The following is a 17,994-nucleotide window of genomic DNA, read 5'->3' on the forward strand; positions in this document are numbered from 1 at the left end:
CCGATTCTGGCAGCGGGTCAGCGGGCACCGGCAACGGCTTTACCGCGTCACGGCCGGTCGAGCCGCAGCCGCTCCGCCCTGGGCAGTCCGGCCACGACGAGGTCGTACGAATCCTCGATCAGCTCGCGGACGAGTCGGTCGGGCAGGCCGCCGATCGTCACGGTGTTCCAGTGCCGCTTGTTCATGTGCCAGCCGGGGACGATCAGCCCCTCGTGCTCCCCGCGCAGCCGGACGGCGTCCTCGGGGTCGCACTTGAGGTTGACGGTCAGGGGCCGCGCATCCAGGGCGGTCAGGGCGAACATCTTGCCCAGCACTTTGAAGACCGAGGTCTCCGCGTTGAACGGGAAGTCCTCCGCGGCCGCGTTGAAGGACAGGCAGAAGGCGCGCAGTTCTCCGGGGGTCACTCGGACGCCTCCTGCGGTGCCGGCTCCACCAGCACCGTGACGATCTTGTTCCGACGTCCGGCCGCGGCCTCCGCCGTCAGCTTCAGCCGGCGCTCGTCGGGCAGTTCGACCTGTGCCGACGCGCCGGCGATGGGCACCCGGCCAAGAGCCTTGGCGAGCAGGCCGCCGACGGTCTCCACGTCCTCGTCGTCGTACTCCTCCAGGCCGTACAGCTCGCCGAGGTCGGTGACGTCGAGGCGGGCGGTGACCCGGTACCGGTCGCCACCGAGGTCCTCCACCGGGGGGAGTTCCCGGTCGTACTCGTCGGTGATCTCGCCGACGATCTCTTCCAGGATGTCCTCGATGGTGACGATGCCCGCGGTGCCTCCGTACTCGTCGATGACGACGGCGACGTGGTTGCGTTCCTTCTGCATCTCGCGCAAGAGGTCGCCGGCGTTCTTGGTGTCGGGCACGAAGACGGCCGGGCGCATGGCCGTGGACACCAGGTCGCCCTCCGCGTCCCGGCTGATGTGTGTCTTGCGGACCAGATCCTTCAGATACACGATCCCGACGATGTCGTCCTCGTTCTCCCCGGTGACCGGGATCCGGGAGAACCCGGAGCGCAGCGCGAGGGTGAGGGCCTGCCGGATGGTCTTGTACCGCTCGATGACGACCAGGTCGGTCCGTGGGACCATGACCTCGCGTACCAGGGTGTCCCCGAGTTCGAAGACCGAGTGCACCATCCGGCGCTCCTCGTCCTCGATCAGCGACTCCTGTTCGGCCAGGTCGACCAGCGCGCGCAACTCTGCTTCGGAGGCGAAGGGACCGCGCCGGAAGCCCTTGCCGGGGGTGAGGGCGTTGCCGATGAGGATGAGCAGGGAGGGGATCGGCCCCATCACGCGGGCGAGCGGCAGCAGCACGTACGCCGCCGCGGTCGCCGTGTTCAGCGGGTGCTGGCGGCCGATGGTGCGCGGGGAGACACCGACGGCGACGTACGAGACGAGCACCATCACGCCGATGGCGATCAGCAGGGCCTGCCAGGTGGTGTCGAACTCCTCCAAGCAGGCGTACGTCACCAGGGCCGCGGCGGCCATCTCGAAGGTGACGCGGACCAACAGGGCCACGTTGAGGTAGCGGGTGGGGTCGGCGGCGACCTGGGCGAGCTTGGCCCCGCCGCGCCGGCCGGACTTGACGGCCTCCTCCGCGCGGAAGCTGGAGACGCGCGCCAGGCCCGCCTCCGCACAGGCGGCGAGCCAGGCGACGACGACCAACGCGATGGCGCCGAGCACGATCTGCGGACTCATGCGAGGACCGGCCCGGCTACGAGACGGTCGGCGCCGGGGACGGCCCGGTCAGGCCGTGCTCGGCCCGCCAACCGTCCACGATGGCGGCCTGCAGCCCGAACATCTCGGCCTTCTCGTCCGGCTCCTCGTGGTCGTACCCGAGCAGGTGCAGCACCCCGTGGACGGTGAGCAACTGGAGCTCCTCGTCCATGGAGTGCAGGGTCGGCGCCTCGGCGCCCTGCTTGGCAGCGACCTCCGGGCACAGCACGATGTCGCCGAGCAGCCCCTGCGGCGGCTCGTCGTCGTCCTTCGACGGCGGTCGGAGCTCGTCCATCGGGAAGGACATGACGTCCGTCGGGCCGGGCAGGTCCATCCACTGGATGTGCAGCTGCTCCATGGCATCGGCGTCCACGACGATGACCGAGAGTTCGGAGAGCGGGTGGATGCGCATCCGCGCGAGTGCGTAGCGGGCGATGTCGAGGATCGCCTGCTCGTCGACCTCGGTACCGGACTCGTTGTTGACGTCGATCGACATGGTCGCGCTGATCTACTTCCGCTTGGTGCCCTTGGCGCCGGACTTGCCCCGACTGCCCTGGTGGGTGTCGTTCTCGGTGCCGTAGTTGCTGTCGTACTGCTCGTACGCGTCGACGATACGGCCCACCAGCTTGTGCCGTACGACATCGTGGGACGACAGCCGGGAGAAGTGGACGTCCTCGACGCCCTCCAGGATCTCCTGCACCTGCCGCAGGCCCGACTTCTGCCCGCCGGGCAGGTCTACCTGGGTCACGTCACCGGTGATCACGATCTTCGAGTCGAAACCGAGCCGGGTCAGGAACATCTTCATCTGCTCGGGGCTGGTGTTCTGGGCCTCGTCGAGGATGATGAAGGCGTCGTTCAGCGTACGCCCGCGCATATAGGCCAGCGGCGCCACCTCGATGGTCCCCGCCGCCATCAGCCGCGGGATCGAGTCCGGGTCGATCATGTCGTGCAGCGCGTCGTACAGCGGTCGCAGGTAGGGGTCGATCTTCTCGTAGAGGGTGCCCGGCAGGAACCCGAGCCGCTCCCCGGCCTCCACCGCCGGGCGGGTCAGGATGATGCGGTTGACCTGCTTGGACTGCAGGGCCTGCACCGCCTTCGCCATGGCGAGGTAGGTCTTGCCGGTGCCGGCCGGACCGATGCCGAAGACGACCGTGTGCTTGTCGATCGCGTCGACGTACCGCTTCTGGTTGAGGGTCTTGGGCCGGATCGTGCGCCCGCGGGAGGACAGGATGTTCTGGGTCAGCACCTCGGCCGGGGTCTCGTGGCCGTCGCTCGTCCCGTTCTCGCTCGCTTTGAGCATGGCGATCGAGCGTTCCACTGCGTCCTCCGTCATCGGCTGCCCCGTGCGTAGTACCAGCATCATTTCGTCGAACACGCGCTGGATGAGAGCGACTTCCGCCGGGTCGCCGACCGCGCTGATCTCGTTGCCCCGGACATGGATGTCGGCCGCCGGGAAGGCCTTCTCGATCACGCGCAGGAGGGAATCACCGGATCCCAGCACGGTCACCATGGGGTGCTGGGCGGGGACGCTGATCTGTGCTCTCGCCTGCTCCTGCGTGGGGGTGTGAGCTGTGGGTGTCTGTGTCATGGGCCGGCGTTCGACGCCTGCGCTTCCTCCTCGTCACGGCCGCACGGTCGAGGCGGCCTCGCACAGTCCAGGGTACGACGGTGCACCGACAACGCCGTAGGGCTTTTCCCGGGCCGGAGGCCGAGCGAGATCACGGATGCGCATCCGTCCAGAGCCAGGGGCCGGTGACCGACGGCCCGGAGACTGGTCCGCGGCGGGAGCTGGACACCGTGCGCGAACCGCTCGTGCCCCGTGACCGGCTCCTCCGCGAGGAGAGCCCCACCGATGCCGCACGGTGGACGGGTCGTCGCCGACCGGGTGGGCGCGACGCCGGCACTGACTCCGGGTGTGCTGTACACCGCGCTGGGCGACAGGTCACTGAGCCGTGGTGCAGCCCGGCTGGAGCGGGTCGCGGCGGCCCTGGGCGGCGGCCCGCAGGGCCTGTGCTGCCTGGGCACCGGCCCGGCCGGTGGGGGTCAGCGTGCCGGGCGGAAACCGATGGTCGGCACCGCGCGCCTGCGAGGCCAGACCTCCACACCGCCCAGGGGCAGCAGGGCGTCGAGGAAGGCATAGCGGCTCAGTGCAGCAGGGTCCTGCTCCGGCTCCGGCAGGGACTGGACCTCGCGCCACCAGGCCGCCAGTTCCGACCAGCCGGGTGCCGAGAGGGAACCGCCGAACTCCTGGACGGACAGGGCGGCGGTAAGCCCCGCGAGGGCCAGCCGGTCCGCCAGTGGCCACCCGGCCAGCGTGCCGGTCACGAAGCCGGCCACGAAGACGTCCCCCGCGCCGGTGGGATCGAGCGCCTCCACGGCGATGGCCGGGACCTCGGCCGTCTCGCCCGTACGCCGGTCCACGGCGTACGCCCCTTCGGCCCCCAGGGTCACCACGGCCAGCGGGACGTACTCGGTCAGCGCGTGGGCGGCGGCCCGCGGGCACTCGGTGCCCGTGTACCGCTTGGCTTCCTCGGCGTTGGGCAGGAACGCCTCGCAGTGCTCCAGGTCGACGAGGCCGGCGAGGTCCCAGGCGCCGGTCTCGTCCCAACCGATGTCGGCGAAGATGCGGGTGCCCGCACGGGCGGCCTGGGCGATCCACGGCGCCCTGCGGCCAGGCGTGAGGGAGGCGACGGCCGCGCGCGCCCGGGGCGGGAAGTCCGGCACGAGCTCCTGCGGCGGCGGCTCGTGGCCGTGGGAGACCATGGTGCGCTCGCCTTCATAGGCCATGGAGACGGTCACCGGGGAGTGCCAGCCGGGTACGGTGCGCGAGGCTGAGAGATCGATGCCCTCCCCCTGCTCCAGCGCGTCCCAGCAGTACTCGCCGTAGTGGTCGTCGCCGAAGGCCGCGGCGAGGGCGGTTCTGAGGCCGAGGCGGGCCAGGGCGGTGGCCATGTTGGCGACCCCGCCGGGACTGGAGCCCATGCCCCGTGCCCAGGACTCGGTACCACGCACGGGGGCCGAGTCCAGACCGGTGAAGATGATGTCGAGGAAGACGGTGCCGGTGAGACAGACGTCCCAGGACGGGTCGCCCGGGGCACGCAGTGCGGCGAGCGGATCGACCTGTGCCTGACGGCGCGAGGGCGGGGTGAGGTGGTCCGGTTCCTCTCCCGCGATGTTGTAGGACGGAGTCACAGTGCGCTCCCTGACGTGGTGCGGTACTGGCCAGTGTGCACCAGGTCACCCATCGAGTCGCCCACCGCCGACGGGTCGGTGCGCAGGACGTCCTTCACCAGCGGGGCAACGCCGGTGTCCGCCGTTCTGCGCCACCCTCAGGGAGGACAGTAAGACGGGACACCAAAAAGCCCCATCCCGCACACAACGGGATGGGGCTCGGATGGAGCGCCGGACAGGCCTTGCACCTGCATCTCCCCGCAGGAAGCGGGGCGTCTTTCCTTGGACCACCAACGCGCGGCCGGCTACCGGAAGTTCCGGCGACCAGGACGTGATCAACTATAGCACCCGGGCAACGATCACCGAACCCGTATTCCCCCGCGTCCGCGATGCGGCGCACGCGCCGCCCCACGCCGCCTTCCGAGAGGGGCGCGAGGAAGCACGTGCAGATTGGCTCACCCCCCTGCTCGCCTGCGGATTCACCTGCGCTTGGGGACCGGCACCCGTTGCAGGTCGTGCGCCACGGTCAGCTCCCCCGCGAACCCGGCCGCCCGCGCCTGCCGCTCGAAATCCCCAGGGTCGGAGTAGCGCTGACTGAAGTGGGTGAGGACCAGGTGGCGCACACCGGCGTCCCGCGCGACGGAAGCTGCCTGACCTGCCGTCAGATGACCGTGCTCCGCAGCCAGTTCCGCGTCCTCGTCAAGGAAGGTGGACTCGATGACGAGCAGGTCGCAGCCCTCCGCCAGCGCGTGCACCCCCTCGCACATCCGGGTGTCCATGACGAAGGCGAACCGCTGTCCGTGTCGTACCTCGCTGACGTCCTCCAACGTGACGTCGCCGAGCCTGCCCGCACGCTGGATGAGGCCCACGTCCGGGCCCTTGATCCCGTACGCGGCGAGCCGCTCGGGAAGCATGCGGCGCCCGTCGGGCTCGGTGAGGCGGTAGCCGTAGGACTCGACCGGGTGGGAGAGCCTGCGGGCCTGAAGGGTGTACGACGGGGACACCGCGAGGGTGCCGTCGGCGGCGACCGGGACCTCGGTGAGGCGCACCGTCTCACGGTAGGCCGTCGCGTGGCGCAGACGGTCGAAGAAGCGTTGGCCGGAGCGCGGGTAGTACGCGGTGACCTCGTGCGGGACCTGGTCGAGGTTGATCCGTTGGATGACGCCGGCGAGGCCGAGGGAGTGGTCGCCGTGGAAGTGCGTGACGCAGATCCGGTTGAGGTCGTGGGCGGAGACCCCGGCGCGCAACATCTGCCGCTGCGTTCCCTCGCCGGGGTCGAAGAGGATGCCCTCACCGTCCCACCTCAACAGGTAGCCGTTGTGGTTGCGGTGCCGGGTCGGGACCTGGCTGGCGGTGCCGAGGACCACTAGTTCGCGGACGGACACGGCTGCCTATCCGGGGGGCCATTCCAGGCCACGACCCCCGAGGACGTGCGCGTGGACGTGCCAGACGGTCTGGCCGGCTCCGCTGCCGGTGTTGAAGACGGTGCGGTAGCTCTCCAGTTTCTCCTCGTCGGCGACGGCCTGGGTCTCGCGCAGCAGGTCCGCGGCGAGGTCCGGGGCGGCGGCGAGGGCGGCGGCGTTCTGGTAGTGCGCCTTGGGAACCACCAGCACATGCGTGGGTGCTTGGGGGTTTATGTCCCGGAAGGCGACGGTCGTCTCGGTCTCACGGACGATCGTCGCCGGGATCCGGCCAGCGACGATCTTGCAGAACAGGCAGTCGTCCTGCGGCTCGCCTGCCATACGCATGTGCTCCTTCTCGACGGTGATCAGTACCAGGGCATGCTAATCGTTCGGGCGCGGGTCGTCGGTGGCTCGTGGCGCGGTTCCTGGCGTCTTCTGAACCGGCACGGCCGGCGGGGTTTTCGCAGGAGCCGACTCCAGTGCCTCCAGCGCCAACCTGATCGCCTCGTCCAGTTGGGCGTCTCTGCCGGCCGCCCAGTCCTGGGGGCGCTGGACCACCTCCACGTCCGGGTCCACGCCGTGGTTCTCCACGCCCCAACCCTGGCCCTCCAGCCACATCGCGTACTTCGGCTGGGTGACCAGGGTTCCGTCGACCAGACGGTAGCGGCTGTCGATGCCGATCACGCCGCCCCAGGTACGGGTGCCGACGACCGGCCCGATACCGAGGGCCTTGAGGGCCGCGTTGACGATGTCTCCGTCGGAACCGGAGAACTCATTGGCGACGGCGACGACCGGACCCCGGGGCGCGTCGCGCGGGTAACTGGTCGGCCGCATGCTGCGCGGGATGTCCCAGCCGATGATCCGGCGGGCGAGTTTCTCCACGACGAGCTGGGAGGTGTGGCCGCCGCGGTTCTCCCGGACGTCGACCACGAGCCCCTCCCGGGCGACCTCGACGCGCAGGTCGCGGTGGATCTGCGCCCAGCCGGGGGCCTGCATGTCGGGGACGTGGAGGTAGCCGAGCCGGCCGCCGGAGACCGCGTGGACGTGGGCCCGGCGGTCAGCGACCCAGGCGTGGTAGCGCAGGGGTTCCTCATCATCGACCGGGATGACGACGGTACGGCGCGGTTCGCCGCCGTCCGCCGGGGAGATGGTCAGCTCCACCGGCTGGCCGGCCGTGCCGACGAGCAGTGGCCCGGGGCCGGTCACCGGGTCCACGGGGTGCCCGGCGACGGCGATGATCGCGTCACCGAGGCGTACGGCGACGCCGGGTGCGGCGAGCGGGGCGCGGGCATCCGGGTCGGAGGTCTCCGTCGGAAGGATCCGGTCGACGCGCCAGCTGCCGTCCTCATGACGGGAGATGTCGGCGCCGAGCAGGCCGTGCCGGGCACCACCGCCGAAACCGGAGCGCGGGCTGACATAGGCGTGCGAGGTGCCGAGTTCACCGTGCACCTCCCACAGCAGGTCGACCAGGTCGCTGTGGGTGGCGATCCGGTCCAGCAGGGGGCGGTAGCGGTCGAGGACGGCATCCCAGTCGACGCCGCCGAGGTCGGACCGCCAGAAGTGGTCGCGCATGAGGCGACCGGTCTCGTCGTACATCTGCCGCCATTCGGCGGCCGGGTCGACGGTCTGCCGGATGCGGGCGAGGTCGACGGTGACGCTGGTGTCGTCGTCGGTACCGGTACGGCGGTCGCTGGGGACGACCCGGAGTCGACCCTCGGTCCACAGCAGGAGGCGTTTGCCGTCGCCGCTGACCTCGAAGTGGTCGGCTGCGGCCAGGTGCTCCAGACGCCGCTGGGCGAGGTCGTAGCGCTCCAACTCGGTGTGCGGATCGGGATCCTCCGGGTGGGCGCGGGAAGCACCGAGGACCCCGTGCACGGGGTGGCGCAGCCAGAGGACGCCGTCCTTGGCGGCACGTAGAGCGGAATAGCGGCCGGCCTCGACCGGGAAGGGCACGATCCGGTCGGCGAGCCCGTCGAGGTCGATCCTGGTGGCGGGGGTGCCCTCGCTGTCGGGGGTCTCGTCCTTGTCGGGGGTTTCGAAGGGACGCCCGTGCCGCTGCGGACCGAACGGGGAAGGTGTGGTGGCGGCCAGAGTGATCAGGTGCGGGCGTGCGCCGACCACGAACGCCAGGTCGAAGACGTGCTCGTCGTAGACCGGGTCGAAGGCCCGGTTGGAGAGGAAGGCGAGGTGCTTGCCGTCGAGGGTGAAGGCGGGCGCGTAATCCTGGAAGCGCAGCGGGGTCGCTTCGGTGACGGACAGGTCGGTGGTGTGGGCGATGCGCAGTTGCGAGAGCGGGCGCGGTCCGGGATGAGCCCAGGCGAGCCAGGCGGAATCTGGTGAGAAGGCGAGGCCGGAAACCTCGCCGTCGTCGCTGCGGTCGACCTCGCGGATCTCGCCGGTCTCCCGTTCGACGAGCAGCAGCCGCCCGTCGTGGGAGGCGACGGCGGCCCGGCCGCCATCGGGGGCCACGGCCAGTTCCAGAACGCGGCCGAGCCGTCCGGCGGCGAGCCGGCGGGGCGTGACGCCGGGCACGGTGCCGGTCGCGGGGGCGAACTCCAGGGCGTCGTCGCCCTCCGCGCCCGTCACCCACACCACCCATTCCTCACCCTCGGCACGGAAGGCGCGCGGCATCCGGGCACGGACGCCAGGGGTGACGGCGAGAGCACGGGCGGGGCCGGAGCGGTGGGTGACCCAGTGGACACCGCCGCGCACGCAGACGGCACTACCTCGCGCGGTGTGGCCGGGGGACGCCTCCCCGAACCAGCCGGCCGCGTCCAGTGGATACGGCCGCAGGTCGAGGCGGGGGCCGCCGAGCCGCACCTGAAGCCGGCGTGGTTCGGCCCCCTCCAGGTCCTCCAGCAGCCACAGTTCACCGGCGGAGCAATAGACGACCCGGCTGCCGTCGGCGGTGGCGTGCCGTGCGTAGAAACCTCCGAGGGGGGTGTGTCGACGCAGGTCGGAGCCGTCGGCCAGGGAGGAGTAGAGCGCGCCCGCGCCCTCGTGGTCGGAGAGGAAGGCGATCCGGTCCCCCACCCACACCGGGCACTCGATGTTCCCGTCGATGTCCTGGTGCAACCGTACGAACTCCCCGGTGCCCGCTTCGCCTCCCGCGGCACGGTCTATCCACAGTTTGCCTGCCGTACCGCCCCGGTAACGCTTCCAATGGGCGGCCTCACGAGCCATCGGCGCCGACAGCAGCACAGTGGCCGGCCCGAACGCCACATGGCCGACGGGCCCGTAGGGCAGTGCCTCGGCCGGTCCGCCGTCCAGCGGGACCGCGTGCGCCCAGGTGTGCCGGACACTGGAGCGGCCCTGCGCCCCGAGCACGAGCACCCGCCCGTCCACGGTCCAACCGCGTACGTCGGTACGGCGGTTGCCCCAGTAGGTGAGCCGCTTCGCGGGGCCCCCGTCCAAGGGGGCCAGATGCACCTCGGGCGCGCCGTCCCGAGTTGAGGTCCAGGCGATGTGCCGCCCGTCCGACGCGATCCGGGGCGACGCCACCGGCATGTTGTCGGCGCTGACCCGCCAGGCACGACCACCGTCGAGCGGCGCGAGCCAGATGTCGTCCTCGGCGACGAAGGTCACCAGATCACCGTGCAGATGGGGATATCGGAGGTAGGCGGACGATGCCGTGGTTCCCGTCGAAGCACCCTGATTCACCCCGTCACTGTACGCAGCGACCGGTGTGCCGCACCCCCGGTTTCCGATCGGTTGGCCTGCCGTCGTCCTTCCCGGCGGGCTCGCGCGGCGGGACCACTCGCGCACCGGATGGGCAGGCGGCGCCCGCGCCCGGCCGCGGGGACGGCCGGCGTCCCGGTTGGCCACCGGCCCCGGGCCGCGTCGCAGACGGCCGCGGCAACCTCCGCGACCTGCCCATGCCGCGGGTGCCGCCTCACCGGCGGAGCCGGGTGCACGGGGTGCTGCCGGGAGGAGCACGGTGGACGGCTGACGGCTTTCCCGCGGTGGCCGGGGCCGAGGACGTCAGGCGCGCAGCAGCAGCCACTCCTGGAGTTCGACCAGGTTGCCCTCCGGGTCCTTGAGGTGGGCGACCCGCATCCGGTCGGTCATGGGAGCCGGACCGTGCAGCAGGGTCGCGCCCCGGGCGGTGACCTCCGCGCAGAACGCGTCGAGGTCGTCCACCCGCAGCACCACCAGCGAGCGGTGGCCGGTGGCGGTCTCGCCCAGCTCGTCCAGGATCTCGGCCATCATCGCCCGGTCCTGCAGGGCGATTCCGGCGGAGCCGACGTGCGGGCTGAACTTCTCGTACGGGCCCTGCGTCGCACCGGACTGCGGCTTCAGGCCGAGGACGTCGGCGTAGAAGCGGTAGCAGGCGGTGAAATCGGTGACGAGCAGGCGGACTTGGGCAAGCTCCACGGTGTTTCCCCCAGGTGTCAGTTCCAGCGGCCGGTGCGGCCCATGAGGAGGACCGCGGCGGCGGTGCCGGCGGTGGACGTGCGCAACACTGTAGGACCGAGCACGTAGGGCTTCGCGCCCGCCTGCGCGAAGAGCTCCAACTCCTCCGGGGAGACTCCGCCTTCGGGGCCGACGACCAGCACGATCTCCCCGTCGGCGGGGAGATCGGCGGTGGTCAGCGGTTCCTCACCGCTCTCGTGCAGCACGGCCGCGAAGTCGGCTGCGGCCAGCAGTGCGCCGACCTGTTTCGTCGTGGCCGCGGCCTCGACCTCGGGGAAGCGGACCCGGCGGGACTGTTTTCCGGCCTCGCGGGCGGTGGCCCGCCACTTGCCGAGGGCCTTCAGGCCGCGGTCGCCCTTCCACTGCGTGATGCAGCGGGACGCCTGCCAGGGCACGATCGCATCGACGCCGACCTCGGTCATGGTCTCCACCGCGAGTTCACCCCGGTCGCCCTTGGCCAGGGCCTGGACGACGGTGATCCGCGGGGTGGGCGGCGGCTCTTCGAGGATGGACTCCAGGTCCGTGATCACCAGACGGTCCTTGCCTTCCGCCGCCTTGACCACGCCCTCGGCCCAGCGTCCGCGCCCGTCGGTGAGGACCACGTCCTCACCCGGCCGCAGCCGCTTCACGGACACGGCGTGCCGCCCCTCGGGTCCGTCGAGCACGAACTCCGGGCCGATGCGGTCGAGTCGGTCAACGACGAAGACGGGCGCGGTCATCGCTGGTCCCCTCCGGTCCCCGGCAGGTCCGACAACGCTGTCCGGGCATGTGCGAGTTCGGCCGCCAGCACCCGTACCAGTTCTCCGGCCGGCAGGTCCCGCGCCAGCCGGTGACCCTGGCCCGCCCACAGGGCCATGCCCTGTGCGTCCCCGGCCTTGGCGGCGGCCTTGCGTAGCGGGGAAGTGAGGTGGTGGATCTCCGGGTAGGCGGCGGGGGCGTACGGGCCGTGCTCGCGCAGGAAGCGGTTGACCAGTCCGCGCGCCGGGCGGCCGGAGAAGGCGCGGGTCAACTCGGTGTGGGTGAAGAGGGGGTTGGTCAGCGCCTGCTTGTGCAAGGGTTGAGCGCCGGACTCGGAGGTGGCGAGGAAGGCGGTGCCCAGCTGGGCCGCACTCGCGCCCGCGGCGAGGACGGCGGCGATCTGGCTGCCGCGCATGATGCCGCCGGCTGCGACCACCGGGATGCTCACGGCCTCGCGGATCTGGGCGATCAGTGAGAGCAGGCCGATGCCGGCGCCGTCGTGTTCCGGTAGGTCACGATGCGTTCCCTGATGGCCGCCGGCCTCGATGCCCTGTGCGATCACCGCGTCCGCCCCGGCCCGCTCGACCTCGCGGGCCTCCTCGACGGTGGTGGCGGTGACCAGCGTGAAGGTTCCGGCCCTGCGCAGCGATTCCAGTGCTTCCCGGCCCGGCACGCCGAAGTGGAAGGAGACCACCGGCACCGGGTCGTCGAGGAGCACGGCGAGCTTGGCGTCGTAGCCGTCGTCCCGGCCGCTGTCGGGGTCGCCCAGCTCGGTCTCGTACCAGGCGGCCTCACCAGCCAACTGATGGGCGTAGATCTCGACGGCACCGGCATCCGGGGGAGCGGCGGCGGCCGCTCCGGTGGTGCTGGCGTCCGCACCGGGATACTCCGGCTGAGGCATGAAGACGTTCACACCGAACGGGCGGCCCGTGAGCCCCCGCAGCTGCTTGATCTCCTGGTACATGCCGTCGGCGGTCTTGTATCCGGCGGCGAGGAACCCGAGGCCACCGGCCTCGGAGACGGCGGCGGCGAGCTGCGGGACGGAGACGCCGCCCGCCATGGGGGCCTGCACGATCGGGTGGGGGAAAAGACCGGTCAGCGGGGAGGACATGACCGCATGTTGTCACGTCCTCCGAACAAGTCCGAATCCGGGCTTCCCCTGGCATAGGCCAGGGGCAACCTCGGATATCAGCGACCGTTGAACGCGTCCTTCAGCCGCGAGAACAACCCTTGCTGGCCGGGCTGGAACTGGCCCAGCGGACGCTCCTCACCGCGCAGTTTGGCCAGCTCGCGCAGGAGTCGCTCCTGCTCGGGGTCCAGCTTGCCCGGTGTCTGCACCTCGACGTGGACGATCAGGTCGCCCCGACCGCCGCCACGCAGATGCGTGACACCACGGTTGTGCAACGGGATCGACTGGCCGGACTGAGTACCGGGCCGGATGTCGACCTCCTCCATACCGTCCAGCGTCTCCAGCGGCACCTTGGTGCCGAGCGCCGCCGCGGTCATCGGGATGGTGACCGTGCAATGCAGGTCATCGCCGCGCCGCTGGAAGACGGCGTGCGGCAGTTCGTGGATCTCGACGTAGAGGTCACCGGCCGGACCGCCGCCCGGGCCGACCTCCCCCTCACCGGCGAGCTGGATGCGGGTGCCGTTGTCGACACCGGCCGGGATCTTGACCGTCAGAGTGCGACGGGAGCGGACACGGCCGTCACCGGCGCACTCCGGGCACGGATTCGGCACGACCGTGCCGAAGCCCTGGCACTGGGGGCAGGGACGGGAGGTCATGACCTGGCCCAGGAAGGACCGGGTGACCTGCGAGACCTCGCCGCGCCCACGGCACATGTCACACGTCTGCGCCGACGTGCCCGGAGCCGCACCCTCGCCACTGCAGGTGGTGCAGACGACCGCCGTGTCGACCTGGATCTCCTTGGTCGTCCCGAAGGCGGACTCGTCCAGCTCGACCTCGATACGGATCATCGCGTCCTGGCCGCGCCGGGTGCGCGAGCGCGGGCCGCGCTGCGACGCCGTACCGAAGAACGCGTCCATGATGTCGGAGAAGTTTCCGAAGCCGCCGGCCCCGAAGCCGCCCGCGCCGGCCCCGCCCGCCTGCGAGAGCGGGTCGCCGCCGAGGTCGTAGACCTGCTTCTTCTGCGGGTCCGACAACACCTCGTAAGCGGCGTTGATCTCCTTGAACCGCTCCTGGGTCTTCGGGTCCGGGTTGACGTCCGGGTGCAGCTCGCGGGCGAGCCGCCGGAACGCCTTCTTGATCTCATCCTGCGACGCGTCGCGGCGCACGCCGAGAACGGCGTAGTAGTCCGTGGCCACTTAAGACTCCGCCAGGATCTGTCCGACGTACCGTGCCACTGCGCGTACCGCTCCCATCGTTCCCGGATAGTCCATGCGTGTCGGTCCGACCACGCCGAGCTTGGCAAGTGCCTCGCCGCCCGAACCGTAACCGACCGACACCACGGAGGTGGAGTTGAGTCCCTCGTGGGCATTCTCGTGGCCGATGCGCACGGTCATGCCCGGATCCTTCGCCTCGCCGAGGAGCTTGAGGAGCACGACCTGCTCCTCCAGAGCCTCCAAAACGGGCCGGATCACGAGGGGGAAGTCATGCCCGAAGCGGGTGAGATTGGCGGTGCCGCCGATCATCAGCCGCTCCTCGTTCTCCTCGACGAGTGTCTCCAGAAGAGTGGAGAGCACCATGGAGACCGTACCGCGGTCCTCGGCCTCGAAGGCCTCCGGCAAGTCCTCGACCAGCCTGGGCACATCCGTGAACCGACGACCTGCGACCCGGCTGTTCAGCCGGGCCCGCAGATCCGCCAGCGAGGCCTCCCCGAACGGCGCCGGGCAATCGACCAGCCGCTGCTCGACCCGCCCGGTATCCGTGATCAGCACGAGCATCACGCGCGCGGGGGCGAGCGAGAGCAGTTCCACGTGCCGCACGGTGGACCGGGTCAGGGACGGGTACTGCACCACGGCCACCTGTCGGGTGAGCTGTGCGAGCAGCCGCACCGTGCGGGCCACCACGTCATCGAGGTCGACGGCGCCGTCCAGGAAGTTCTGGATCGCCCGCCGCTCCGGCGCGGTCATCGGCTTCACGCCCGCGAGCTTGTCCACGAACAGCCGGTAGCCCTTGTCGGTGGGGATACGCCCCGCGCTGGTGTGCGGCTGGGCGATGTACCCCTCGTCCTCCAGGGCCGCCATGTCGTTGCGGACGGTCGCCGGGGAGACGCCGAGGCCGTGTCGCTCGGTGAGCGCCTTGGAACCGACCGGTTCCTCGGTGCCCACGTAGTCCTGGACGATGGCGCGCAGAACCTGGAGCCTGCGTTCACTCAGCATTCGCGCGCACCTCCAGCACGTCGCCTCTGGTCCCTTCGGGTCGTCCGCCTGGCACTCTTCCCATGTGAGTGCCAGCCTTCCCCGGCCCAGTGTACGGCTGTCGGGTGCGCCCTGGGCAAGGTCGGTGCCGTCACACCGGGTCGTACCGCTAGCGTCCCGGTATGACGGTGACTTGGGAAGAGCTGGGATGGGAACGACTGGCCGCCGGGGTCGGGCGGTGCCGTCTGCCCGGCTGGGACTGCACCGCCGGGCTGGTCCTCGGCGAGGGTGCGGCACTGATGGTGGACGCCGGATCCAGTCTGGCCGAAGGGGCTCGGCTGCGGGCCGGGGCCCGAAAGCTGTCGGGCGGCCGTGTGACCCATCTCGCGCTCACCCACCCGCACTTCGACCACGTCTTCGGGGCACCCGCGTTCACGGAGGCGGAGGTGTACGCAGCGGTGGGCGTGGACGCGGTGTTCGCGGGCGGAGGGCGGCAACTGCGAGTGGACGCGGTCGGCAACGGTCTCCCGGCGGAGGACGCGGACGAGGCGGTGGCCGCGCTGACCCCGCCCCGCCACCTCGTCTCGGGCGAGTGGACCCTCGACCTCGGCGGCGGCCGGCAGGTGCTGCTGGCCAACGTCGGCCCGGGTCACACCGCCCATGACCTCGCCGTCTGCGTCCCAGGTCCCCGGGAAGTGGTCTTCTGCGGCGACCTGGTGGAGGAGTCCGGCGAGCCCCAGGCCGGCCCGGACGCCGTACCGTCCCGCTGGCCGGACGCCCTGGACCGGCTGCTGGCACTCGGCGGTGAGGACGCACTGTACGTACCCGGCCACGGAACGGTGGTGGACGCGGGCTTCGTACGACGGCAACGGGACGCCTTGGCGGCGCGTTTCGGCGTGTCGTGAGCGTGCACCCACGAGTTCTCCTATCGTCATCCGAATGCGCCCACCCGCCTCCCACCACCGACCTTCCCACGAGGGCCCTTCGGGCCCTCGCTCCCGTCCGTACTCCCCCGACCTGACCCCGCTGTGGAAGAAGCCGAAACCGGCGGCCGAGGTGCCGGCGGAACCGGGCCTGGTGGTGGAGGAACCCGGCACCGGGTTCTGTGGCGCGGTGATCCGCTGCGAGACGGGCACGGTGACACTGGAGGACCGTTTCGGCAAGCATCGGGTGTTCCCGTTGCAACCGCGCGGTTTCCTCCTGGAGGGGCGCGTGGTGACGCTGGTACGACCGCCCTCGGGCCCGGCACGGCCCGCTCGTACGGCATCCGGTTCCGTCGCGGTGCCCGGTGCACGGGCGCGCGTGGCCCGGGCCGGCCGCATCTACGTCGAGGGCCGGCACGACGCCGAGCTGGTCGAGAAGGTGTGGGGCGACGATCTCCGTATCGAGGGTGTGGTGGTGGAGTACCTGGAGGGCGTGGACGACCTGCCGTCGATCGTGGCCGAGTTCGCACCGGGCCCGGACGCGCGGCTGGGTGTCCTGGTGGACCATCTGGTGCCGGGTACGAAGGAGTGGCGCATCGCCGAGTCTGTGACCAGCGAACACGCACTGGTCGTGGGCCATCCGTACATCGATGTGTGGCAGGCGGTGAAGCCGTCGTCCCTGGGGATCGGGGCATGGCCGGCGGTTCCGCGCGGCCAGGACTGGAAGACAGGTGTGTGCCGGGCGCTGGGGTGGCCGGAGAACTCCGGAGCGGTGTGGCAGGCGATCCTGGCGCGTGTGGGGTCCTACAAGGACCTTGAACCGGCACTGCTGGGGCGGGTGGAGGAACTGATCGACTTCGTCACAGCCCAGCCGTGAGGGGCGCCAGGGCGCCGACACCGCCGGAGCCGAGGCGACACCGGCGGTCGGCGGTCGGCGGTCGGCGGTCGGCGGTCGGCGGTCGGCGGTCGGCGGTCGGAACGATCAGTCCACCGGTAGATCAGCCCATCGGGTGATCAGTCCACCAGGTCTCTGACGACCGCGTCCGCCAGCAGTCGCCCGCGCAGCGTCAGCACCGCCCGCCCCACCGCAAAGGGTCCGTCGTCCAGCAGCCCGTCCGCCAGCGCCCGGCGTGCCGCCGCCAGCCCCTGTTCCCGCAGCAGGCTCAGCGGTACCCCCTCCCGCAGCCGCAGCTCCAGCAGGATCCGCTCCACCCGCCGGTCCTCCGCCGACAGCACCTCACGCCCGGCTCCCGGCGACCGCCCCGACGCCAGTGCCGCCGCGTACGCCCCGGGGTGCTTGACGTTCCACCAGCGCACCCCTCCGACATGGCTGTGCGCGCCCGGGCCCGCACCCCACCAGTCGGCGCCCCGCCAGTACAGTTCGTTGTGCAGGCACCGCCCGGACTCCGCGGCGGCCCAGTTCGAGACCTCGTACCAGTCGAAGCCCGCCGCGGTGAGGGTCTCTTCAGCAATCAGGTAGCGGTCGGCATGGACGTCGTCGTCCGTCATCGGGATCTCGCCCCGACGGATGCGGCGGGCCAGCCGGGTGCCCTCCTCGACAATGAGGGCGTAGGCGCTGACGTGATCGGGACCGGCTCCGATCGCGGCCTCCAGCGAGGCCCGCCAGTCGTCGTCCGACTCCCCCGGGGTGCCGTAGATCAGATCGAGGTTGACGTGATCGAAGCCCGCCTCCCGCGCCTCGGCCACACAGGTCTCGGGGCGGCCGGGCGTGTGCGTGCGGTCGAGGGTTTTCAGCACGTGCTGCCTGGCGCTCTGCATGCCGAAGGAGATCCGGTTGAAGCCGCCGTCGCGTAGGGCGGTGAGATAGGCCGGATCGACCGACTCGGGGTTCCCCTCCGTCGTGATCTCCGCGCCCTCCGCCAGCCCGAACTCCTCGCGGATCGCGTCCAGCATCCTCACGAGATCGGCGGCGGCCAGCAGTGTCGGCGTACCGCCCCCGACGAAGACCGTGCGGACCCGGCGGGAGTCGTCACCCAGCACCTTCCGCGCCAGGCGGATCTCTTCGACCAGTGTCTTCGCGTAGTTGTCGCGGGACGCCAGTACTCCGCCCGTGCCGCGCAGTTCGGTGGCGGTGTAGGTGTTGAAGTCGCAGTAGCCGCAGCGGGTGGCGCAGTACGGCACGTGCAGGTAGAACCCGAGCGGGCGCTCGGCGGCGCCGGCGAGGGCGGCGGCGGGCAGTGCACCGTCGGCGGGGACGGGCTCGCCGTCGGGGAGTGCGGAGGGCATGCCATCCATTGTCCAGCACCCGGAGCACTGCTCGGTGGCGTCCGGCACGGCCCGGGCCCGGTCGACGCCGGAG

Annotated in this window: 16 protein-coding genes and 1 tRNA gene; 2 read left to right on the top strand and 15 right to left on the bottom strand. The window is 71.1% G+C overall.

All coding sequences use genetic code 11. The features are described from left to right. Positions 1–47 precede the first annotated feature (47 nt). The 14 genes from LK06_RS09435 to hrcA form a co-directional block, all read right to left on the bottom strand. Positions 48–404 (bottom strand): MmcQ/YjbR family DNA-binding protein, encoded by a 357-nt coding sequence (locus LK06_RS09435; protein WP_039654630.1) that lies wholly within the window; start codon positions 402–404, stop codon positions 48–50. Next, positions 401–1,687, bottom strand: a complete 1,287-nt coding sequence (locus LK06_RS09440) for a hemolysin family protein (protein ID WP_039654629.1) — start codon at positions 1,685–1,687, stop codon at positions 401–403. Before LK06_RS09440 ends, LK06_RS09435 begins: the two co-directional genes overlap by 4 nt. A 16-nt stretch (positions 1,688–1,703) precedes the next feature. Further along, complete coding sequence (gene ybeY, locus LK06_RS09445) at positions 1,704–2,201, bottom strand: rRNA maturation RNase YbeY (RefSeq protein WP_039654628.1); 498 nt, start codon at positions 2,199–2,201, stop codon at positions 1,704–1,706. Positions 2,202–2,213: 12 nt separating this feature from the next. Beyond that, positions 2,214–3,293 (bottom strand): PhoH family protein, encoded by a 1,080-nt coding sequence (locus LK06_RS09450; RefSeq protein WP_052270082.1) that lies wholly within the window; start codon positions 3,291–3,293, stop codon positions 2,214–2,216. 455 nt (positions 3,294–3,748) lie between these two features. Next, entirely contained in the window at positions 3,749–4,897 is a 1,149-nt protein-coding gene (locus LK06_RS09455) for a carbohydrate kinase family protein (protein WP_039654627.1), read from the bottom strand. 203 nt (positions 4,898–5,100) lie between these two features. Continuing rightward, positions 5,101–5,173 (bottom strand) — tRNA-Gly (locus tag LK06_RS09460). A 182-nt stretch (positions 5,174–5,355) separates the two neighbouring features. After that, positions 5,356–6,261, bottom strand: coding sequence for a ribonuclease Z (locus tag LK06_RS09465; protein ID WP_043431968.1), 906 nt, complete (start codon positions 6,259–6,261; stop codon positions 5,356–5,358). A 6-nt stretch (positions 6,262–6,267) separates the two neighbouring features. Further along, positions 6,268–6,618 (bottom strand): HIT domain-containing protein, encoded by a 351-nt coding sequence (locus LK06_RS09470; RefSeq protein ID WP_039654625.1) that lies wholly within the window; start codon positions 6,616–6,618, stop codon positions 6,268–6,270. A gap of 42 nt (positions 6,619–6,660) precedes the next feature. Beyond that, the gene (locus tag LK06_RS09475) at positions 6,661–9,939 is read right to left on the bottom strand and encodes a S41 family peptidase (RefSeq protein ID WP_174673839.1); all 3,279 of its coding nucleotides are present in this window, start codon (positions 9,937–9,939) and stop codon (positions 6,661–6,663) included. 321 nt (positions 9,940–10,260) lie between these two features. Next, positions 10,261–10,653, bottom strand: a complete 393-nt coding sequence (locus LK06_RS09480; RefSeq protein WP_039654624.1) for a VOC family protein — start codon at positions 10,651–10,653, stop codon at positions 10,261–10,263. Positions 10,654–10,670: 17 nt separating this feature from the next. After that, positions 10,671–11,411: a 16S rRNA (uracil(1498)-N(3))-methyltransferase gene (locus tag LK06_RS09485; RefSeq protein WP_039654623.1), complete on the bottom strand. Its 741-nt coding sequence runs from the start codon at positions 11,409–11,411 to the stop codon at positions 10,671–10,673. Then, positions 11,408–12,541, bottom strand: coding sequence for a nitronate monooxygenase (locus LK06_RS09490; RefSeq protein ID WP_039654622.1), 1,134 nt, complete (start codon positions 12,539–12,541; stop codon positions 11,408–11,410). The genes LK06_RS09485 and LK06_RS09490 overlap by 4 nt, the downstream gene beginning before the upstream one ends. 77 nt (positions 12,542–12,618) lie before the next feature. After that, positions 12,619–13,755 (bottom strand): molecular chaperone DnaJ, encoded by a 1,137-nt coding sequence (gene dnaJ / locus LK06_RS09495; protein WP_039654621.1) that lies wholly within the window; start codon positions 13,753–13,755, stop codon positions 12,619–12,621. After that, on the bottom strand, positions 13,756–14,772 hold the full coding sequence (gene hrcA / locus LK06_RS09500; RefSeq protein WP_039654620.1) for a heat-inducible transcriptional repressor HrcA: 1,017 nt from the start codon (positions 14,770–14,772) through the stop codon (positions 13,756–13,758). It lies immediately after the preceding gene. Positions 14,773–14,933: 161 nt separating this feature from the next. On the opposite strand from hrcA, the gene LK06_RS09505 reads away from it, so the two are divergent. Together LK06_RS09505 and LK06_RS09510 are read left to right on the top strand one after the other, a co-directional pair. Beyond that, the gene (locus tag LK06_RS09505) at positions 14,934–15,656 is read left to right on the top strand and encodes an MBL fold metallo-hydrolase (RefSeq protein ID WP_039654619.1); all 723 of its coding nucleotides are present in this window, start codon (positions 14,934–14,936) and stop codon (positions 15,654–15,656) included. A gap of 34 nt (positions 15,657–15,690) precedes the next feature. Further along, a complete protein-coding gene (locus tag LK06_RS09510; RefSeq protein WP_234367384.1) occupies positions 15,691–16,551 on the top strand; it encodes a DUF3097 domain-containing protein in 861 nt (286 codons plus the stop codon). Positions 16,552–16,688: 137 nt separating this feature from the next. Here LK06_RS09510 and hemW read toward each other — a convergent pair whose 3' ends face one another. Further along, entirely contained in the window at positions 16,689–17,921 is a 1,233-nt protein-coding gene (gene hemW / locus LK06_RS09515; RefSeq protein WP_039654618.1) for a radical SAM family heme chaperone HemW, read from the bottom strand. Positions 17,922–17,994 lie beyond the last annotated feature (73 nt).

The organism is Streptomyces pluripotens, from assembly GCF_000802245.2.
Taxonomy (GTDB): domain Bacteria; phylum Actinomycetota; class Actinomycetes; order Streptomycetales; family Streptomycetaceae; genus Streptomyces; species Streptomyces pluripotens.